This window comes from Caballeronia sp. NCF2, from assembly GCF_023631205.1.
Lineage (GTDB): Bacteria > Pseudomonadota > Gammaproteobacteria > Burkholderiales > Burkholderiaceae > Caballeronia > Caballeronia zhejiangensis.
Genome location: NZ_JALQDN010000009.1, coordinates 147,833 through 167,772, shown reverse-complemented (window position 1 = coordinate 167,772; position 19,940 = coordinate 147,833). Strand labels below are relative to the sequence as shown.

General features: G+C 63.2%; 20 protein-coding genes. 3 read left to right on the top strand and 17 right to left on the bottom strand.

Going from position 1 to position 19,940, the window contains the following annotated elements:
- Positions 1–53: 53 nt before the first annotated feature.
- The 6 genes from NCS02_RS06515 to guaB all read right to left on the bottom strand — a co-directional run bounded on the left by NCS02_RS06515 (position 54) and on the right by guaB (position 6,915).
- Positions 54–1,637: an ABC transporter substrate-binding protein gene (locus tag NCS02_RS06515; RefSeq protein WP_250522950.1), complete on the bottom strand. Its 1,584-nt coding sequence runs from the start codon at positions 1,635–1,637 to the stop codon at positions 54–56.
- A 13-nt stretch (positions 1,638–1,650) separates the two neighbouring features.
- Positions 1,651–2,214, bottom strand: coding sequence for a D-alanyl-D-alanine dipeptidase (ddpX, locus tag NCS02_RS06510; RefSeq protein WP_008350041.1), 564 nt, complete (start codon positions 2,212–2,214; stop codon positions 1,651–1,653).
- A gap of 91 nt (positions 2,215–2,305) precedes the next feature.
- Positions 2,306–2,866: an RNA 2',3'-cyclic phosphodiesterase gene (gene thpR, locus NCS02_RS06505; protein WP_034473566.1), complete on the bottom strand. Its 561-nt coding sequence runs from the start codon at positions 2,864–2,866 to the stop codon at positions 2,306–2,308.
- Between the two features lie 23 nt (positions 2,867–2,889).
- Positions 2,890–4,473, bottom strand: a complete 1,584-nt coding sequence (gene guaA / locus NCS02_RS06500) for a glutamine-hydrolyzing GMP synthase (RefSeq protein ID WP_008350045.1) — start codon at positions 4,471–4,473, stop codon at positions 2,890–2,892.
- 165 nt (positions 4,474–4,638) lie between these two features.
- Positions 4,639–5,439 (bottom strand): hypothetical protein, encoded by an 801-nt coding sequence (locus NCS02_RS06495; RefSeq protein WP_250519424.1) that lies wholly within the window; start codon positions 5,437–5,439, stop codon positions 4,639–4,641.
- Positions 5,440–5,454: 15 nt separating this feature from the next.
- Entirely contained in the window at positions 5,455–6,915 is a 1,461-nt protein-coding gene (gene guaB, locus NCS02_RS06490; protein WP_008350049.1) for an IMP dehydrogenase, read from the bottom strand.
- Between the two features lie 212 nt (positions 6,916–7,127).
- Here guaB and NCS02_RS06485 point away from each other — a divergent pair, with 212 nt between their 5' ends.
- Positions 7,128–8,087 (top strand): DMT family transporter, encoded by a 960-nt coding sequence (locus NCS02_RS06485; protein ID WP_250519423.1) that lies wholly within the window; start codon positions 7,128–7,130, stop codon positions 8,085–8,087.
- A gap of 6 nt (positions 8,088–8,093) precedes the next feature.
- Here NCS02_RS06485 and NCS02_RS06480 read toward each other — a convergent pair whose 3' ends face one another.
- Positions 8,094–8,417 carry an RnfH family protein gene (locus NCS02_RS06480; RefSeq protein ID WP_008350051.1) on the bottom strand — a complete coding sequence of 108 codons (324 nt, stop codon included), beginning with the start codon at positions 8,415–8,417 and terminating at the stop codon, positions 8,094–8,096.
- Positions 8,414–8,851 (bottom strand): type II toxin-antitoxin system RatA family toxin, encoded by a 438-nt coding sequence (locus NCS02_RS06475; RefSeq protein WP_008350053.1) that lies wholly within the window; start codon positions 8,849–8,851, stop codon positions 8,414–8,416. The genes NCS02_RS06480 and NCS02_RS06475 overlap by 4 nt, the downstream gene beginning before the upstream one ends.
- A gap of 119 nt (positions 8,852–8,970) precedes the next feature.
- Between NCS02_RS06475 and smpB the strand changes: the two genes are divergently transcribed.
- Positions 8,971–9,420: an SsrA-binding protein SmpB gene (gene smpB / locus NCS02_RS06470; RefSeq protein WP_008350055.1), complete on the top strand. Its 450-nt coding sequence runs from the start codon at positions 8,971–8,973 to the stop codon at positions 9,418–9,420.
- Between the two features lie 44 nt (positions 9,421–9,464).
- Here smpB and NCS02_RS06465 read toward each other — a convergent pair whose 3' ends face one another.
- The 3 genes from NCS02_RS06465 to ppsA all read right to left on the bottom strand — a co-directional run bounded on the left by NCS02_RS06465 (position 9,465) and on the right by ppsA (position 13,362).
- Entirely contained in the window at positions 9,465–10,391 is a 927-nt protein-coding gene (locus NCS02_RS06465; protein ID WP_250519436.1) for an SPFH domain-containing protein, read from the bottom strand.
- A 25-nt stretch (positions 10,392–10,416) separates the two neighbouring features.
- Positions 10,417–10,848: an NfeD family protein gene (locus tag NCS02_RS06460; protein WP_008350058.1), complete on the bottom strand. Its 432-nt coding sequence runs from the start codon at positions 10,846–10,848 to the stop codon at positions 10,417–10,419.
- Positions 10,849–10,944: 96 nt separating this feature from the next.
- Positions 10,945–13,362, bottom strand: coding sequence for a phosphoenolpyruvate synthase (ppsA, locus tag NCS02_RS06455; RefSeq protein ID WP_033537249.1), 2,418 nt, complete (start codon positions 13,360–13,362; stop codon positions 10,945–10,947).
- A gap of 504 nt (positions 13,363–13,866) precedes the next feature.
- Between ppsA and ppsR the strand changes: the two genes are divergently transcribed.
- Positions 13,867–14,685, top strand: coding sequence for a posphoenolpyruvate synthetase regulatory kinase/phosphorylase PpsR (ppsR, locus tag NCS02_RS06450; protein WP_008350062.1), 819 nt, complete (start codon positions 13,867–13,869; stop codon positions 14,683–14,685).
- Positions 14,686–14,691: 6 nt separating this feature from the next.
- Here the strand turns inward: ppsR and NCS02_RS06445 are convergent, their stop codons facing one another.
- From NCS02_RS06445 to lpxD, 6 genes are all read right to left on the bottom strand, one after another.
- Entirely contained in the window at positions 14,692–15,468 is a 777-nt protein-coding gene (locus NCS02_RS06445; RefSeq protein WP_175979990.1) for a TrmH family RNA methyltransferase, read from the bottom strand.
- Positions 15,469–15,485: 17 nt separating this feature from the next.
- Entirely contained in the window at positions 15,486–16,190 is a 705-nt protein-coding gene (rnhB, locus tag NCS02_RS06440; protein ID WP_008350066.1) for a ribonuclease HII, read from the bottom strand.
- Positions 16,190–17,356, bottom strand: a complete 1,167-nt coding sequence (gene lpxB / locus NCS02_RS06435; protein ID WP_250519422.1) for a lipid-A-disaccharide synthase — start codon at positions 17,354–17,356, stop codon at positions 16,190–16,192. The genes rnhB and lpxB overlap by 1 nt, the downstream gene beginning before the upstream one ends.
- 11 nt (positions 17,357–17,367) lie before the next feature.
- Positions 17,368–18,156: an acyl-ACP--UDP-N-acetylglucosamine O-acyltransferase gene (gene lpxA, locus NCS02_RS06430; protein WP_008350069.1), complete on the bottom strand. Its 789-nt coding sequence runs from the start codon at positions 18,154–18,156 to the stop codon at positions 17,368–17,370.
- A 64-nt stretch (positions 18,157–18,220) separates the two neighbouring features.
- Entirely contained in the window at positions 18,221–18,679 is a 459-nt protein-coding gene (gene fabZ, locus NCS02_RS06425) for a 3-hydroxyacyl-ACP dehydratase FabZ (protein WP_008350071.1), read from the bottom strand.
- Positions 18,680–18,826: 147 nt separating this feature from the next.
- Complete coding sequence (gene lpxD / locus NCS02_RS06420; protein ID WP_250522949.1) at positions 18,827–19,918, bottom strand: UDP-3-O-(3-hydroxymyristoyl)glucosamine N-acyltransferase; 1,092 nt, start codon at positions 19,916–19,918, stop codon at positions 18,827–18,829.
- Positions 19,919–19,940 lie beyond the last annotated feature (22 nt).

Below are 19,940 nucleotides of genomic sequence, written 5' to 3'. Positions count from 1 at the left end.
CGCCAATGCGATGCGCGCGCCGCCGCGCCGCGAGCCGATGAGCGTGACCGTGTTCACTGCTTCTTGATGTTGCGATACGACACGAGATCGTTGATCGGCCCGACTTCGAGACCGGTCACGCCGGGCCGCGCCGCCACCTGCGACACCTTTTGGAACATGATGACGAACGGCGATTTCGCGAGCACTTCACGCTGCATCTTCTCGTACAGCTGCGCGCGCTTTTTCGTATCGCTTTCGGCGAGCGCCGCGTTGGTTTCCTTCGTCAGTTGTGGAATGTCCCACGCGTTGCGCCACGCGAGCATCTTGTAGCTCGATGCATCCGAGTTGTCCGGATTCCACACGAAGCCCTGCGCGTTACTGTGCGGATCGATGTAATCCGCCGACCACTCGCCGATGTAGATATCGTGGGCCCGCGCGCGATATCGTCCGAGCGTCTGCTTGTTGTCGCTCGGCACGAGTTGCACCTTGATGTTGGCGAGCGCGAGATTCGCCTGCACGGCTTGCGCGATCTCGCTGTACGGATAATCGTTGCGCACGTCCATCTTCACCGTGAAGCCGTTGGACAAGCCCGCTTTCGCGAGCAGCGCCTTCGCCTTCGCGACATCCTGGTGATACGGGTTTTCGTTCAGCGCGCCGAGAAAGCCTTCGGGGAGAAACGCTTCGTGAACCTTGTAGGTCGTGCGGATCACGTTCTTCTGAATGCCCTGATAGTCGATGAGCCACTTCATCGCTTCCCAGACTTCCGGCTTCGCGAGATTCGGATTCTTGTTGTTGAGGCCGAGATACATGAGTGTCGCTTGCGGCACGGCCGTCGCCTTGATGACGCCGTTCTTCGAGAGCGTGTCGAGATCGTCGGGCGAGAGGTCGCGCGCGACGTCGATGTCGCCGTTCTGGATCATCAGACGCTGGCTCGCCGCTTCCGTGACGTGACGCAGCACGATGCGCTTCATCGCGAGCGGAATGCGATAGCCGTCGAAGCGTTGCAGCACGATGCTGTCGTTCGCGGTCCATTTCACGAGCTTGTACACGCCCGAACCCGCTTCGTTGGTCTTCAGCCACTCGTTGCCGTAGTCGTTGCCCTTCGCGTGCGATTCGACGAGCTTGCGATCCACCACCGACGCCGGCCACGAACCGAGCACGTTGAGCACGAAGGTCGGCGCATAGCGCTGATCCGTCGTGATCGAGACGGTCGTATCGTCGATCTTCTTCACGTTCTGCAACGCGTTCGCCTTCGTCAGCCCGATGCCCGCAAGCACCGCCGCCGCGCCCTTGTCGAGCAGCGCGGTGCGCTGGATCGACCACGCGACGTCATCGGCGGTGAGCGTATTGCCGGAATGGAACTTGAGTCCCGGCCGGATCTTGAACGTGAACGTGAGGCCGTCCTGACTCACCGTCCACGATTCGGCGACATCGCCATTGAATTTCGACGGATCCTTCAGATCGACGCGCACCAGACGGTCATACGTGTTCGCGACGTATTCCTCCGGCACCAGTTCGTAGATTTCGCCGGGATCGAGCGACGTGAATTCATCGAGCAACGTGGCCATGACGAACATGTCTTTCGGCGTCGCGGCGCTTGCCGGCGGCGCGCTCATCAACGTGAGCATCAGCGCCGTGATCAGTGCAGTCAGTTTCATGTCGAATCCCCGATTACATGAGCCGCAGCGGGCCGCATTCTTCGTTGTCGATCAGAGCAAGTTCGCGCGAGCCGGGCAATTCGTAATGCCACCACTCGCTTTTGATGTGCGTGAAGCCCGCGCCGTGCATGACGCCCAGCAGCAGCGTGCGGTTGCGCTGCACATGCTCCGGCAAGCCGAAGTGAAAGTGCTCGGATTCGGCGACCATCGCATCGAAACCGGTGCCCATGTCGAGCTCGTTGCCGTCACGATCGACGAGCGTCAGGTCCACCGCCGTGCCGCGGCTATGGTTCGAGCCGCGTCCGAGTTCGGCGATGAAGGTCGGATCGGGCAGGAAATCCCACAGCACTTTCTGCGCTTGCGGCGGACGATAGGCGTCGAAGATCCTGAGCGTCATGCCGATGCTCGTCGCGATATCGACGGCTTTACGCAATGCCGCTTCGGCGGGCTCGAGCAGCAGGCAGTGCTGCGCCTTGTAGATGGGCTTGCCGGTGAAATTGCGGTCGGTCGCGTAGACGAGATCGATCTGGACGTGGTGGGTGTCGGGCGTGATGTGCAGCAGGCGGGATCGGGTCATGTAAGCGCTTCGTCTCGATTCATTCCGATACACGCACCTTAACGCGTTAGAAAAATCCGCGAAACCTTTTATTGCGCGTGGTTCCGCCGATTCACGGCACGAGCGGCCAGCGCGCGAGGACTTCGTGTTGCGATTTGCCGAGCCGGCTGCGCACGAGCGCGAACTCACGCACGGTCCATGCGATGGGTTCGATGCGCTCACGCGCGACGCGGTGTTCGTCGTAGAGCAAGGTCACATGAGGCGTGAAACGGGGATGCCGCTTCAGTGCGATGCCTGCCGCTTCCAGCGCCGTGCCGAGCGTTCGTTCGAGCGCGTCGAGCGGCTCGGTGACATCGCCGGAAACGACGAGCGGGCGTCTCGCGCGACGGCCGGAAAAGCTTTCGATACGGTCGAGCGTCACATCGACGGGCGGCAACGCGATTCGGGATGCTGCGGCGCAAGCGTGCGCGGCCACATCGGCGGGAACGCCTGCGAAGGCGCCGAGATAATGCAGGGTGACGTGAAGGCGATCGGCGGGAATCGCCCTCGCCTTCAGCGTGTGCTCGATACGCAGCCGCGCCGCCAGTTCGGCGATGCGCGCGGCGGCGACTGCGTCCGGATAGATCGCGAAGAAGAGCGAGTCGGTGGGGCGATCGGACGCGGAATCAGTCATGCCCCCTCGCAATCAGACGCGGCTCACTCCCACTCAATTGTCGCAGGCGGCTTGCCAGAGATGTCATACACCACCCGATTGATCCCGCGCACTTCGTTGATGATGCGATTGGAAACATGCCCGAGCAGATCATGCGGCAGATGCGCCCAATGCGCGGTCATGAAGTCGAGCGTCTGCACGGCGCGCAGCGCGACGACGTATTCATAGGTGCGCCCGTCGCCCATCACGCCGACGCTCTTGACCGGCAGGAACACCGCGAACGCCTGGCTCGTCAGGTCGTACCACGACTTGCCCGTTTCCTTGTCGATGGTGTTGCGCAGCGTCTCGATAAAAATCGCATCGGCGCGGCGCAGCAGGTCCGCGAATTCGCGCTTCACTTCGCCAAGAATCCGCACGCCGAGACCCGGACCGGGGAACGGATGCCGATACACCATCGCGGGCGGCAGACCGAGCTTCACGCCGAGTTCGCGCACTTCGTCCTTGAAAAGCTCGCGCAGCGGTTCGAGCAGCTTCAAATTCAGCGTCTCCGGCAAACCGCCGACGTTGTGATGGCTCTTGATCGTATGCGCGCCCTTCTTGCCCTTGCCCGCCGATTCGATCACGTCCGGATAAATCGTGCCCTGCGCGAGCCACTTGGCATCGGTGAGCTTGTCCGATTCGTTGTGAAACACTTCGACGAACTCCGCGCCGATGATCTTGCGCTTCGCCTCCGGATCGGTCACGCCCGCAAGCTTCTGCAGGAATTCCTCGCTGGCATCGACGTGAATCACCTTCACGCCCAGGTGATCCGCGAACGTCGACATGACCTGCTCCGCCTCGTTCTGACGCAGCAAGCCGTGATCGACGAACACGCACGTCAGCTGGTCGCCGATCGCGCGATGCAAAAGCGCCGCCGCCACCGACGAATCCACGCCGCCCGACAAGCCGAGAATCACGTGCTCATTGCCGACCTGCGCGCGGATGTTCTCGACCGCCTCGTCGATGTAATGGCCCATCTCCCAATCGGCCTTCGCGCCGCACAGCTCCAGCACGAAACGGTCGAGCATCGCGCGGCCCTGCACCGTATGCGTGACTTCCGGATGCCATTGCAGGCCGTAGAAGCGCCGGTCGTCGTCGGCCATCGCGGCGATCGGGCACGACGGCGTCGAGGCCATCAGCTTGAAACCCGCCGGCAGATCGACGACCTTGTCGCCGTGGCTCATCCAAACCTTGAGCATCGACTCGCCCTTGTCGCTGGCGAAATCCTGAATGCCTTCCAGAAAGCCCGTGTGATTCAGCGCCTGAACTTCCGCATAGCCGAATTCGCGCACGTTGCCGAGTTCGACCTTGCCGCCGAGCTGATCGGCCATCGTCTGCATGCCGTAGCAGATGCCGAGCACCGGCACGCCGAGATCGAAGACGATCTGCGGGGCGCGCGGCGACTTCGCCTCGGTGACGGAGTTCGGGCCGCCAGACAGGATGATGCCCTTCGGCGCGAATTCGCGGATGAACGTCTCGTCGACGTCGTACGGATGGATTTCCGAGTAGACGTGCGACTCGCGGATGCGCCGCGCGATCAGCTGGGTGACTTGGGAGCCGAAATCGAGAATCAGGATTTTGTCGTGCATGGCTGCGGCCAAAGGCTAAGTGAACGAATGATGTCGGTGCTGCCGGAGCGCGGCCTCGCGCCCCGGTCTGCAAATAAATCGACGGCCGGCGCAAAGGCCGACCGTGCTTGTCCTGCGTGTTTCCGTTGCTGCGCGTGCGTGGCTCGTAGCATGCGCTTCACGCCTTCAGCGAGGCGCGCGGCCCGCGTCGGGCGCGAGCGGATCGGCTCTTCGACCCGTCGCCGGATCGATCTCGCCGCTGATGACGGGCTCGATGCGCTTGCCGGTGACCGGATCGACCGCGCGGCCCGTCAGCGGATCGAGCGTGCCGCCGGTGACGGGATCGACCGCGCCGTCCGGGTGCGCGCGAACCGCGCCGGCCGGCGAGACGGAATCGAGCGTGCGGCCCGATACCGGATCGATGGCCGTCGCGCCCGGTGCGCGCGCTGCGGGACGCGCCGCGAGATCGACCGATTCGGCGCGCGCCGACGATGCCGCGTTGCTCGCGGAAAACTCGTCACGCTTTTGCGCCGCCTTCTTTTCCGCGCGCTGCGCCGATACCGCGCCGGCCGCCGCCGCGCGCTCGCGCCGACGCACCGCCGACGACAGTCTCACGCTGCCCAGACCGAGCACCAGCAGCACGGCGCCCACGACGGCCGCGCTGATCTGCCCGAAGCCATCGATCTGAGGCGAATGCAGTCCGAGCAGCCAGACCAGCACCACCACCCCCGACAGCCACTGCACGTGTCCCGACACGCGCGCGGCGCGAGCCGTCAACGCGCCATCGACGGCTGCGTGAAACGCAAGCCACGACAGCCCGATGAGCGCGATACCGAGCAACTGCCCGGCGAACGCCGGCTGAACGCGGATCGAATCCAGTTGCAGCGCGCCGTACAGGCCCGCCCACGGCGTCAGCAGAAACAACAGGCCGAACGCCAGAAAAATCAGGGCATTGATGACGAGCACGACCCGCAGCAACGGTTTCATGATCAGTCCGCTCGATTAGTCGACGTGATAGTTGGGCGCTTCCTTCGTGATCTGCACGTCGTGCACATGCGATTCGCGCATGCCGGCCGCCGTGATCTGAACGAATTCCGCCTTCTCGTGCAGTTCGGAAATCGTGCGGCAACCGCAGTAGCCCATGCTCGCGCGCACGCCGCCGACGATCTGGAACAGGATCGCGTTGACCGAGCCCTTGTAGGCCACACGGCCTTCGATGCCTTCCGGCACGAGCTTGTCGATATTCGCCGAGTTGTCCTGGAAGTAGCGGTCCGCCGCGCCGTCCTTCATCGCGCCGACCGAACCCATGCCGCGGTACGACTTGTACTGGCGGCCCTGATACAGGAACACGTCGCCCGGCGATTCTTCGGTGCCCGCGAGCATGCTGCCCATCATGACGACGTTCGCGCCCGCCGCGAGCGCCTTCGACACGTCGCCCGAGAAGCGCACGCCGCCGTCCGCGATGACCGGCACGCCGGTGCCGCGCAGTGCTTCGGAAACATTCGCGATCGCCGTGATCTGCGGCACGCCGACGCCCGCCACGATCCGCGTCGTGCAGATCGAGCCCGGGCCGATACCGACCTTCACCGCGTCCGCGCCGTACTCGACGAGCGACTTGGCTGCCGCCGCCGTCGCGATATTGCCGCCGATGACCTGCACGTGCGGATAATTCTGCTTGACCCAGCGCACGCGCTCCAGCACGCCCTGGCTATGGCCGTGCGCGGTATCGACGACGATCACGTCGACGCCCGCCTGCGCGAGCAGCTCGACGCGCTCTTCATTGTCCGGACCGACGCCCACGGCCGCGCCCACACGCAGCTTGCCGTCTTCGTCCTTGCAGGCGTCCGGGTTTTCGGTCTGCTTGGTGATGTCCTTCACCGTCATCAGGCCGCGCAGCTCGAACGCGTCGTTCACCACGAGCACGCGCTCCAGGCGATGGCTGTGCATCAGCGCCTTCGCCTCGGCGAGCGACGTGCCTTCCTTGACCGTCACGAGGCGTTCGCGCGGCGTCATGATGTTGCGCACCGGCTCATCGAGCCGTTCTTCGAAGCGCAGGTCGCGATTGGTGACGATGCCGATCAGTTGCGCGCCTTCGACCACCGGGAAACCCGAAATGCCGTGCTGCTGCGTCAGCGCGATGACGTCGCGCACGCGCATTTGCGGCGGAATCGTGATCGGATCGCGCACGACGCCCGATTCGAAGCGCTTCACTTTCGCGACTTCGCGGGCCTGTTCCTTGGCGGTGAGATTCTTGTGGACGATGCCGATGCCGCCCATCTGCGCCATCGCAATGGCGAGCCGGCCTTCGGTGACCGTGTCCATGGCGGCGGACACGAGAGGCATGTTCAGGGAAATATTGCGAGTCAGCTGGGATTTCAGGCTGGTGTCGCGCGGGAGAACGCTGGAGAAGGCGGGCACGAGGAGCACGTCATCGAACGTGAGTGCTTTCTGGATCAGACGCATGGCAAATCCTATGGGCGCAAAAGCAGATTATACCGATAGTTCCCTGCATTTTCACTGCCCGAACAGCAGCTTAGCCCATTCGGACGCAAATTCCGGACCGCTTTCGCCCGTCTGCCGGGCGTCCGCGTTGTTGCAGTTTTAGACAAGACGGCCGCCCGGGGCCACATGCTACGCTTCGCGCCGTCAGTTGAAATTTCGGCAGGAGTCGGACGATGCAGCGCGGTGTGATGTACGGAATGGCGGCGGGAGCGATCTGGGGTTTCATCTTTCTCGCGCCACGGCTCTTGCCGGATTTTTCGCCGCTGACGCTCTCCGTCGGGCGCTATCTGATGTACGGCGCGGTTTCGCTCGCCGTGGCGCTGCCGTTCGCCCGGCGCCTCGCGGCCAAGCTCACGCGCGCCGATTTCATCGCGCTCGCGAAGCTCGCGCTGGTCGGCAACCTGCTGTACTACATGCTGCTCGCGAGCGCGGTGCAGCTCGTGGGCGTCGCGCCTTCGTCGCTGATCGTCGGCATTCTCCCCGTGACCGTCACGCTCGCCGGACGGCGGGATCACGGCGCGGTCGACCTGAAAAGGCTCATCGGGCCGCTCCTGCTCGTGCTGGCCGGCATCGCGTGCATCAATCTCGATGTATTCAGCGACGCCGATCACGCGACGAGCGTGCTCACGCGCCTCGCCGGACTCGGATGCGCGCTCGGGGCGCTCGCTTCTTGGACGTGGTACGCGGTCGTCAACGCGCGGTATCTGCAATCGAATCGCCATTTCGACGGCAACGAGTGGTCCATCCTGTGGGGCATCGTGACGGGTCTGCTCGGCGTCGCGCTCGGCGCGATCGTCTGGATGCTGCCCGCGGGCACGGTGCAGGCGAGCGTGCCCGCCTCGCGCTGGCATCTGTTCTGGACCGTTTCTTTTGCGCTGGCCACCGGCGGCTCGTGGCTCGGCAACATGCTGTGGAACGCGGCAGCGAAGCGCCTGCCGCTCACGCTGTCAGGGCAGATGATCGTGTTCGAGACGCTCTTCGCCCTGCTCTACGCCTTCGTCTACGACGGCCGCTGGCCGCGCTCGCCCGAAGTGCTCGCGATCGTGCTGCTGCTCGCCGGCGTAATCTGGTCGGTCAGGCAGCACACGCTGGAGCCGGCGCCCGCCGCGGCGAAAGAAGCGCCCGCGCATTGAATTCGCTCAGCGCGAATCCTTCGACTGCCACTTGCGCCCTTCGATCGAACCCGCCTTGCGCGCCTTGTCCACGCGGCGCTGGCGCGCGGCCTTCGGATCCACCTTCAGCGGCCGATAAATCTCGACGCGGTCGAAATCGGCGAGCGCCGCGTCGAGCGGCTTCGGCTTGCCGAACACGCCGACCTTCTGCGTCGTCAGATCGATGTCGCGATGCGCGAGCAGCACGCCGCTTGCGTCGATCGCATCGCGCACCGTCGCGCCCTCGGGCAGGTCGACGCGCTTCAGGAACGCGCCATCGGGCAGGCCGTAGCAGACATCGATATGCATCATGGCTTGCCGTAGCGCTGGTCCGCGCGCTTCACGAAGGAATCGACGAACGTGTTGGCGATATGGCTGAACACCGGCCCGATGATCTTCTCCAGAATCACGTTCGAGAATTCGTAATGCAGCGCGAATTCGATCTTGCAGGCGTCCGCGCGCAGCGGCGTAAAGTGCCAATATCCGGTGAATTTCTTGAAAGGGCCGCTCAGGAACTCCATATCGATATTGGTCGGACGCTTTTGCACATTGCGCGTCGCGAAATGCTGCTTGATGCCCTTGAAGCTGATGTCGATCTTCGCTTCCATGCCGTTCTCGTCGTGGCGGCCGATTTCGACGCCGCCGCACCAAGGCAGGAAATTGGGGTAGTCGGCGACATCGGTGACGAGGTCGAACATTTCTTCCGCTGAATGGCGGATCAATACGGTTTTCTGGACGTCTGCCATATAGGGCGCAGCGGTGGCTGAATTGGGCGGCAACGCGCAAGAGAACGAGGCATCGGATCGAACGCATGCCGGCGCGCTGCTAAAATCAGGATTTTAAACGAGTTGGGCACTTTCCATTCATGAGCATCATCGACAACAGAAAAGCCTTCTTCGATTACTTCGTCGAAGAGCGCTACGAGGCCGGTCTCGTGCTCGAGGGCTGGGAAGTCAAGGCGCTTCGCGCCGGGCGCGCGCAGATCAAGGAAGGCTACGTCGTGATCAAGAACGGCGAGCTCTTTCTGATCGGCACGCATATCAGCCCGCTGCCCGAAGCATCGAAATTCGCTAACCTCGATCCGGTGCGCACGCGCAAGCTGCTTCTCCACCGCGAACAGATCGACAAGCTCATCGGCAAGGTCGAGCAGCGCGGGCACACGCTCGTGCCGCTCAACTTCCACTACAAGGATGGCCGCGTGAAATGTGAAATCGGCCTCGCGAAGGGCAAGAAGTTGCACGACAAACGAGAGACCGAAAAGAAGCGCGACTGGGAACGCGAACGCGGGCGTCTGATGCGAACCGCCTCGCGTTAAACCGTGAAACGAATCGGGGGCGCTTTTTAGCGCCCCCGATTGCTTCAGCTCTTCCTGATTATGCCGCTGCCCTCGCCTTTCACGATCGACAACGCGGACGCGATCATCGTGCTCATGTCGGACATGTTGCCCGGCACGATCAGCGTGTTGCCCTGCTTCGCGAGATTGCCGAACGCGCCGACATACTGCTCCGCAACCTTCAGATTCACCGCTTCCATGCCGCCCGCTGTCTGAATTGCAGTGCCGATCTTCTCGATGGCTTGCGCGTTCGCTTCCGCCACCGCGAGAATCGCGGCGGCTTCGCCCTGCGCCTGATTGATCGCCGCCTGCCGTTCGCCTTCCGACTTCTGGATCGCGGCCTCGCGCGCGCCCGATGCCAGATTGATCTGCTCCTGCTTGCGCCCTTCGGACGCGGCGATCAGCGCGCGCTTCTCGCGCTCGGCGGTGATCTGCGCCTGCATCGCGTGAAGGATTTCCTTCGGCGGCGTGAGATCCTTGATTTCATAGCGCAGCACTTTCACGCCCCAGTTCGACGCGGCTTCGTCGAGCGCATTCACGATGCTCTGGTTGATGAAGTCGCGCTCCTCGAACGTCTTGTCGAGCTCCAGCTTGCCGATGACCGAACGCAACGTCGTCTGCGACAGTTGCGTGATCGCGAACACGAAGTTGCTCGATCCGTACGAAGCCTTCATCGCATCCGTGACCTGGAAGTACAGCACGCCATCGACTTGAAGCTGCGTGTTGTCGCGCGTGATACAGACTTGGCTCGGCACTTCGAGCGGAATCTCCTTCAGCATGTGCTTGTAGGCGATGCGATCGATGAACGGCAGCACGATGTTGAGGCCCGGCGTGAGCGTTGCATGATAGCGGCCGAGGCGTTCCATGATCCATGCGTGTTGCTGAGGGACGATCTTGACCGTTTTCGACACGATGGCGATCGCGATGACGAGCACGATGAGCGCAAAGTACATTGACATTATTTTTCTCCTTATAGGACTACCGTTTGGCCGCGACGATCAGGCGATTGCCGTCGAGCGCCGTGATGCGATAAAGCCGCGCGCCCTCCGTTTCGCCCGGTGCGAGCTCGACATCCCACTGCGCGCCGCGATACATTGCGCGCGCGTGGCCGTGATGCCATTGATCGACTTCCAGGGTCGCGCCGATATCGAGATTCACGGCCGCATCGCGCGAGGCGTCGTCACGCCGCTTCCAGCTGACGAAGCGCGAGCGCCGCAGCACCGCCACCGCGATCAGCGCGATGACCGCGGCCGCGCCCATCTGTACGTGCGGCAACGCGCCGAGCACATGAGCGACGCCGCCCGCGATCATCCCGAGCGCGATCATGAGCAGATAGAACGTTCCGGTAAACAATTCCGCGACGATCAGCGCGCCCGCAGCGACCCACCAGATCAACCCGCCCGTTTCCATCATCGGTCTCCAAACGAAAACACCCCGGAAAAGTCCGGGGTGTTTTTATATCACGCTGCACCAATCCGAAAGCAAGTGGAAAGGTGTGACATCGACTTATTTTGACAAGGTCTTCGCGAGCTGCTGCCACGTATCGATGATCGTGTCCGGATTAAGCGACATCGACTCGATGCCCTGCTTCGCGAGCCACTCGGCGAGATCAGGGTGGTCCGACGGGCCCTGACCGCAAATGCCGACGTACTTGTTCAGCTTCAGGCACGTCTCGATCGCGCGCTTCAGCATGAACTGCACCGCTTCGTCGCGCTCGTCGAAGTCCGCCGCGAGCAACTCCATGCCCGAGTCGCGATCGAGGCCCAGCGTCAACTGCGTCAGGTCGTTCGAACCGATCGAGAAGCCGTCGAAGCGCTCCAGGAACTGCTCGGCGAGAATCGCGTTGGACGGCACTTCGCACATCATCACGAGCTTCAGGTCGTTCTTGCCGCGTTCGAGACCGAACTTCTTCAGCAGCTCGACCACGCGATCCGCCTGCTTCAGCGTACGCACGAACGGCACCATGATCTGCACGTTGTCCAGGCCCATTTCCTCGCGGACCTTCTTCAGCGCGATGCATTCCATGTGGAACGCCTCGGCGAAGTCTTCCGCGATATAGCGCGACGCGCCACGGAAACCGAGCATCGGATTTTCTTCATCCGGCTCGTAGCGCGAACCGCCGATCAGCTTCTTGTACTCGTTCGACTTGAAGTCCGACAGACGCACGATGACGGGCTTCGGATAGAACGCCGCTGCAATCGTGGCGATGCCTTCGGTCAGCTTGTCGACGTAGAACGCTTTCGGCGATGCATGGCCGCGCGCGACGCTTTCAACCGCCTTCTTCAGATCGGCATCGACGTTCGGGTACTCCAGAATCGCCTTCGGATGCACGCCGATGTTGTTGTTGATGATGAACTCGAGTCGCGCGAGGCCGACGCCCGCGTTGGGCAACTGCGCGAAGTCGAACGCGAGTTGCGGATTGCCGACGTTCATCATGATCTTGACCGGAATCTTCGGCAGTTCGCCGCGCTGCACTTCGGTCACTTCGGTTTCGAGCAGGCCGTCGTAGATCTTGCCTTCGTCGCCTTCCGCGCACGACACCGTGACGAGTGCGCCGTCCTTCAGGATGTCCGTTGCGTCGCCGCAGCCGACAACCGCCGGCACGCCCAGCTCACGCGCGATGATCGCCGCGTGGCACGTACGGCCGCCGCGATTGGTCACGATGGCCGATGCGCGCTTCATCACCGGTTCCCAGTTAGGGTCCGTCATGTCGGCGACGAGCACGTCGCCCGGCTGCACGCGTTCCATTTCCGACGGATCGTGAATCACGCGCACGGGGCCCGCGCCGATCTTCTGGCCGATCGCGCGGCCGGTCGCCAGCACGTTCGACTGCCCCTTCAGCTTGAAGCGCATTTCGGCCTTGCCCGACGCCTGGCTCTTCACCGTCTCCGGGCGCGCCTGGAGGATGAACAGCTTGCCGTCGCGGCCGTCCTTGCCCCACTCGATGTCCATCGGACGCTGATAGTGCTTCTCGATGATGACCGCGTACTTCGCGAGCTCGATCACGTCTTCGTCGGTGATCGAGAAGCGGTTGCGCTGTTCGTGCGGCACGTCGACGGTCTTCACGCGGCCCGGCTCGCCCGGCTTCGTGAATTCCATCTTGATGAGCTTCGAGCCGATCGAGCGGCGGATGATCGGGTATTTGCCCTGTTCGAGCGTCGTTTTGAAGACGTGGAACTCGTCCGGATTCACCGCGCCTTGCACGACGGTTTCGCCCAGGCCGTAGCTCGACGTGATGAAGACGGTTTCCTTGAAGCCCGATTCGGTGTCGATGGTGAACATCACGCCGGCCGCGCCGACGTCGGAGCGCACCATGCGCTGCACGCCCGCCGACAACGCGACTTCCGCATGCGTGAAGCCCTTGTGGACGCGATAGGAAATGGCGCGGTCGTTATAAAGCGACGCAAACACGTGCTTCATGCGATCGAGCACGTCCTCGATGCCGACCACGTTCAGATAGCTTTCCTGCTGGCCCGCGAAGGATGCGTCCGGCAAGTCCTCGGCCGTCGCCGACGAGCGCACGGCAAACGAAAGCTCTTCGGGCGAGCTGGCTTGAAGGACTTCGAAACCGCGGCGGATTTCGTCTTCGAGGCGCGGCTGCATCGGCGCGTCGACGATCCACTGACGGATTTCCTTGCCGGCTTCGGCGAGCGCCTTGACGTCGTCGACATCGAGCGTCTCGAGACGATTGGCGATGCGGTCCGTCAGATTGTTGTGATGGAGGAAGTCGCGGAATGCGAGCGCAGTCGTGGCGAAACCCGTCGGCACGCGAACGCCGGCTTCGGAAAGCTGGCTGATCATTTCGCCGAGCGACGCATTCTTGCCGCCGACGATTTCCACGTCGGTCATTCGCAACTGCTCGAATGGAACTACATACGCCTGATCCTTTGCGACATCTTTCGCAACATTGACTGCGTTAGTCATACAAGCCCCTAAGGTGGATGGAATTCACGATCGCACGAGTGGGCTCATATGCGAGCGCGCTCATTGGAAGCGCGCACGCATCTCGTACAACCTGTTTGATAAACCTTCGGGGACACGCGCCCGCGAGAACCGGGGCACGTCAAAAAGAAGCGGGGTACGTCTGAAATCTGCTCGAAAACGTGGACTGACGTAACGAAATGCCACGAAACGACCGCGATTTGACGAAAATCCGATTCAATTTCTCCGCAATTGCTTATCGAACAGGTTGCCGCTATTCTACCTTGCCGTATTTCAAAATTGTTTCGGCCGGGCAGTCGTTCCACGGCAAAATCGAGGTCTTTAACGCCTGATCGTGGGCTCACCCACACCCCGGCGCTCACGCCCGGTTCACTGCCTGCCAGCGGTCAGCTACCTTAACACAGGTTTTTACGGCGTCCGTGCTTTCGCGCTAGCCACGGTTCAGCGTTTGAGCATCGTCGCCCCAACTCGTTCCCTCTTTCGCCGATGCCGCCTTCCGTATTCATCGTTTCCGACGGGACCGGGATCACTGCCGAAACCTTCGCGCATTCGATCCTCGCCCAGTTCGATCAAAAATTCCGGCTCGTGCGCGTGCCGTTCGTCGACTCGATCGACAAGGCCTACGCGACCGTCGAGAAGATCAACGAAGTCGTCGCGCTCGATGGCCGCCGGCCGATCGTGTTCACGACGCTCGTCGACAGCGCATCGAATGAAGTGGTCAAGGGCTGCAACGCGCTCGTGCTCGACATGTTCCAGACCTTCATCGAGCCGCTCGAGCACGAACTGGAAATGAAATCGACGCACGCGATGGGCCGCGTGCACCAGAACGCCGACACGGAGGAATACAAGAATCGCATCGAGGCGATCAATTTCTCGCTCGCCCACGACGACGGCCAGTCGAACCGCAATCTCGCCGACGCGGACGTCATTCTCGTCGGCGTATCGCGCAGCGGCAAAACGCCGACGAGCCTTTATCTCGCGATGCAGTACGGCGTGAAGGCGGCGAACTATCCGCTGATTCCCGAAGATTTCGAGCGCGGCAAGCTGCCGACGCCGCTGCTCGAGCATCGGACGAAGATGTTCGGTTTGTCGATCGATCCGCAGCGGCTGGCCGAGATCCGTAACGAACGCCGTCCGGGCAGCAAGTACGCCGCACTCGAAAACTGCCGCTACGAGATCAACGAGGCGGAAATGATGATGAAGCGCGAAGGCATCAAGTGGCTTTCGTCGACGCACAAGTCGATCGAGGAAATCGCCACGACGATCCTGCAGGAGGTCAAGCCGGAGCGGCCTTCCTACTATTGACGGCTGTCAGCGCTGCTGGCGGCACTGCTCGAAGAGACAGATCGCCGCCGCGGCCGCCACGTTCAGCGATTCCATGCCGCCCGGCTGCGGAATCGTCACGCGATGCGTCACCGCATCACGCCAGATTTGCGACACGCCCGCGCCTTCGTTGCCGAACACCCAGGCGAGCGCGCCCGACAGGTCGCAATCGTAGAGCGCGACGGCACCGTGCGAATCGGTGATCGTCACGGGTGCGTCGAGTCGCGCGATGAGATCGGCCGGTTCGACGTCCTCGAAAATATCCAGCAGAAAATGCGCGCCCATGCCCGAGCGCAGCACTTTCGATGACCACGCGTATGCCGTGCCCGGCGCGCAGAATACGCGCGTGATGCCCGCCGCCGCCGCGCTGCGCAGAATCGAGCCGACATTGCCGGCGTCCTGAACGCCATCGAGAATCACGCAGGTTTGTGCGACGCGCGCGGGCAATTCTGCATCGATCTTTTCGACGAGCAACAGCATGCCCACGCCGTGAACGACGCTCGACAACTGCCCGAAAAGCGCATCCGGCAACACGACGACGCGCTTCTCTTCGATGCGCGCGACGATCTCGCGCGCTTCCTCGTGCGTGAGCGCGCCTTCAGTGACGACGCACGTTTGCGGCTGGCCCGCCGCGTCGAGATACGCTGACGCCAGATGCAGGCCTTCGAGCAGCGCGTGGCCGCTTCTGCGCTGCTGCGCCGTCGACCCGGCGAGCGCCTTCATGCGCTTGTAGAGCGGGTTGTCCCGCGAAGTGATGGATTTCACGTTGATTCGGTTGACGCTCAGAAGGCGAGCGCGTCGGGATCGTCTTCGATCGTCGATGCGACCTGAAGCACTTCGGGAGCGATCTCGGGCAACACCGAACCGAACACGAGCGCGTGCGCCTCGCGCACCGGCGCGAACGACCGCCGATGATGCTCGCACGGCCCATGTTCGCGCAGCGCCTTCAGATGCTGCGGCGTGCCGTAGCCGGAATGCGTGGCGAAGCCGTACATCGGAAAAAGTTCGTGCAGATCGACCAGCATGCGATCACGCGTGACCTTTGCGAGAATCGACGCCGCCGAGATCTGCTTGACGAGCGCATCGCCGCCGATCACGGCTTCGCTGCGGATGGACAAGGTCGGGCAGCGATTGCCATCGACTTTCACGAGCGTCGGCGCGACCGAGAGGCCTTCCACCGCGCGCTTCATCGCCAGCATGCTCGCGTGCAGGATGTTGATGGTGTCGATTTCCTCGACGCTCGCCGACGCGATGCAGTACGCGAGCGCGCGATCGACGATCTTCTCGTACAGCTCTTCGCGCCTTTTGGCAGAGAGCGCCTTCGAATCGTCGAGGCCGTTGATGCGCGGCTTCGCCGGATCGAAGATGACCGCCGCCGCCACGACCGGACCGGCCAGCGGACCGCGCCCGGCCTCGTCGACGCCACAAACGACGTCGAACGGTGAGCTGAAATCGAGTCCGGCTTGCGCCGATCGTCTAGCGGCCATTACCGCGGCCTCCGCGTGTCGAGCACCCGCGCGACGGCCTCGGCCGCTTTCTGCGACGTATTCTGGCGCAGCGCGATGTGCATGTCGGTGAATATTTCCGTCAGGGTACGGCGGTTGGCGTCGTCGTTCAACTGTTTCAGCGTGGCGTCGGCGAGCGCTTCGGGCGTCGCGAAGTGCTGCAGGATTTCCGGCACGACGAAGCGGCCCGCCAGAATGTTCGGCAAGCCGACATACGGCAGATAACCCTGACGCTTCATGATCTGACCCGTCAGCCAAGGCACCTTGTACGAGATGACCATCGGCTTCTTGAGCAGCGCCGCTTCGAGCGTCACCGTGCCGCTTTTCACGAGGATCGCATCGGCGGCGGTCATCGCGCGCTGGGCGTTGCCGTCCGTGATCGTCAGCGACAGATGCGGATGCGCGTCCACGAGCGGCCGCAGCAGTTCGCGCAACGCCGGATTCGCCGCAGGCATCAGGAAGCGCACGTTGGGCTCGCGAAGCTGCATCAGTTCCATCGCGTTGAAGAAGGTCGGGCCGATCAGCGAAATCTCCGAGCGACGGCTGCCCGGCAGGACCGCGATCACCGGACCGCCTTCCGCGATGCCGAGTTCGCGGCGCGCGCCCGCGACGTCCGGCTCGAGCGGAATGTCATCGGCGAGCGGATGGCCGACGTAGCTCGCGGCGACGCCCGCCTTTTCCATCAGCGCCGTTTCGAACGGAAACACGCACAGCATGTGATCGACCGCTTTCACGATCTTCTTGATGCGGCCGCCGCGCCACGCCCAAATCGACGGACAGACGAAATGCACGGTCGGAATGCCCGCTTCGCGCAGCGGCTGCTCGAGGCCGAAGTTGAAATCGGGCGCGTCCACACCGATGAAAACCGACGGCGGCTCGGCAAGCAACTGACGCTTGATCTCGTTGCGGATGCCGAGAATCTCGGGAATGTGCTTCAGCGCTTCGACATAGCCGCGCACGGTCAGCTTGTCCATCGGCCAATGCGCTTCGAAGCCCTCGGCCGTCATGCGCGGACCGCCGATGCCGCTATAGCGCGTGCCTTCGGGCAGCGTGCGCCGCAGGCCTTTGAGCAGCGATGCCGCGAGCAGGTCGCCGGACGGCTCGCCCGCGACCATCGCGATGCGTGGCGGGTTGGTGATCAGGGTCATCGGACAGCGTGTCAGCGGATGATGCCGCGCTGCGACGCCGCGATGAAATCGGAGAATGCCTTGACGGGCGCATCGCCCTCGCCGCCTGCCGTGCTCAGCTCCTTCAGCTGCGCTTTCGCCTCTTCGAGCGACAGGCCGCTCTTGTAGACGATGCGATACGCGGAGCGCAGCGCCGAAATGGCGTCGGGCGTGAAGCCGCGGCGGCGGAGACCCTCGACGTTGATGCCGTGCGGCTCCGCCTTGTTGCCTGCCGCGATGACGAACGGCGGCACGTCCTGCACGAGCGCCGATGCGCCGCCCAGCATGGAATGCGCGCCGATGCGCACGAACTGATGCACGCCCGACATGCCGCCGACGATCGCGTGGTCTCCGACGATGACATGTCCCGCCAGTTGCGCGTTGCTCGACATGATGACGTTGTCGCCGAGCCGGCAGTCGTGACCGACGTGCACGTACGCCATGATCCAGCAGTCGCTGCCGATCGACGTGAGGCCCTGATCCTGCGCCGTGCCCGTGTGCAGCGTCGTGAATTCGCGGATGGTGTTGCGGTCGCCGATTTCGAGGCGCGTCGGCTCGCCCTTGTACTTCATGTCCTGCGGACGGCCGCCGATCGACGCGTAATGGCCGATGCGGTTATCGCGGCCGATCGTGGTGTGGCCCTCGATCACGCTGTGCGAGCCAATGGTCGTGCCCGCGCCGATCACGACGTGCGAACCGACGATCGCGTACGGCCCGACTTCGACGGACTCGTCGAGCTGAGCGCCCGGCTCGATGATCGCGGTTGGGTGAATCTTGCTCATGCGCTTTTCGCCTATGCTGTTCGTGCTGCTTGTTACGTTGAACGCGGTGTGAACGCGAAGGCGCTCAGGCGTCCGTGCTCTTGACGGTACACATGAGCTCGGCTTCGGCGGCGGTCACGCCGTCCACTTCGGCGCGCGCCTTGAACTTCCAGATGCCCCGCATGTACCGCTCGAACGTGACGTTGAGAACGAGCTGATCGCCCGGCTCCACCACGCGCTTGAAGCGCGCGCCGTCGATGCCGACGAAGTAATAGAGCGTGTTGGACGGATCGTGCGGCTCTTCCGCGAACGTCAGAAGCGCGGCCGTCTGCGCGAGCGCTTCGAGAATCAGCACGCCGGGCATCACCGGGCGCGTCGGGAAGTGGCCCTGGAAATACGGCTCGTTGATCGTCACGTTCTTGATCGCTTTGATGCTCTTGTGCGGCTCGAGTTCGAGCACGCGGTCCACGAGCAGGATCGGATAGCGATGCGGCAGCAGCGTGAGAATCTTGTGGATGTCGAGATTGATTTTTTCTGTGCTCATGGTCGTTCTGCTCACGCGCGCGTCGGGCGCGGAAATTTGGATGGCGGGCCGTATCGGACGCCCGCCCGGGATTGCCAGCTCGCTTCGGCGGCTTGAACCGGCCCGCTCTTGCTTGTGGTTCGTTCTTCGTTCGAACGAGCCCGGCGCTTATGCGCCGCCGCTCGTCTCGTCGCGCTTGCCTGAATCGGCGAGCGCGGTCTCGAGCGCCTTGATGCGCTCGCGCATCTTGTCCAGATTGCGCATGATCGCCGCGCTCTTGTTCCAGTCTGCATGCGGCACGGCCGGAAACGCGCTCGTGTACATGCCGGGCTTCAGGAGCGACTTCGACACGCCGGATTGCGCGGTGACGATCACGTAGTCCGCGAGCGTCACGTGCCCCGCGATGCCCACCGCGCCGCCGATCATGCAATGCTTGCCGATGCTCGTGCTGCCCGCGATGCCCGCGCAGCCGGCGATGACCGTGTACGCGCCGATGCGGCAGTTGTGGCCGATCTGCACGAGATTATCGATCTTCACGCATTCCTCGATGACGGTGTCCGCCATCGCGCCGCGATCGATCGTCGTGTTGGCGCCGATTTCCACGTCGTCGGCGATATCCACCGCGCCAACCTGCGGAATCTTCACCCAGCTTCCGGTGCGCGCATCGCCATCGCCGACGAAATCCGGAGCGAAGCCGAAACCGTCCGCACCGATCACCGCGCCCGCGTGCACGATCACGCGCGCGCCGAGCTTGCAGCCGTGATAAACGGTGACGTTCGGATACAGATGAACGTCGTCGCCTAGCGTAACGCCGCGCCCGACGACTACGCCCGCATCCAGCTTCACGCGCTCGCCGACGACCGCGCCCGCCTCAACCGTCACGTGAGGGCCGATCACGGCGCTCGCCGCAACCTTCGCGTCCGGATCGATGTAGGCGCTCGGATGCACGCCAGGCTTGGCCTTGGGCGTCGCCAAGTCGATGAACGCCTGAGCCACGCGAGCGAAATAAGCGTAAGGATTCGGCGTGACGATGAAATTACTGCCCGCGCGATTCGTCACCTTGTCGAGGTCGGCCGGGGAAATCAGCACGGCGCCGGCGCGCGTCGTCTCGACTTGCGGCAGATACTTCTGATTCGCGAGAAACGCGAGCTGCGCGGGGCCCGCCTTGTCGAGCGGCGCGAGACTGCCGACCGCGTGCGCGCCGTCGCCGACCACCTCGCCGCCGAAGCGTTTCACCAGCTCGCCGAGGGTGACCGTCATGCCTGATGCCATCTCGTCTCAG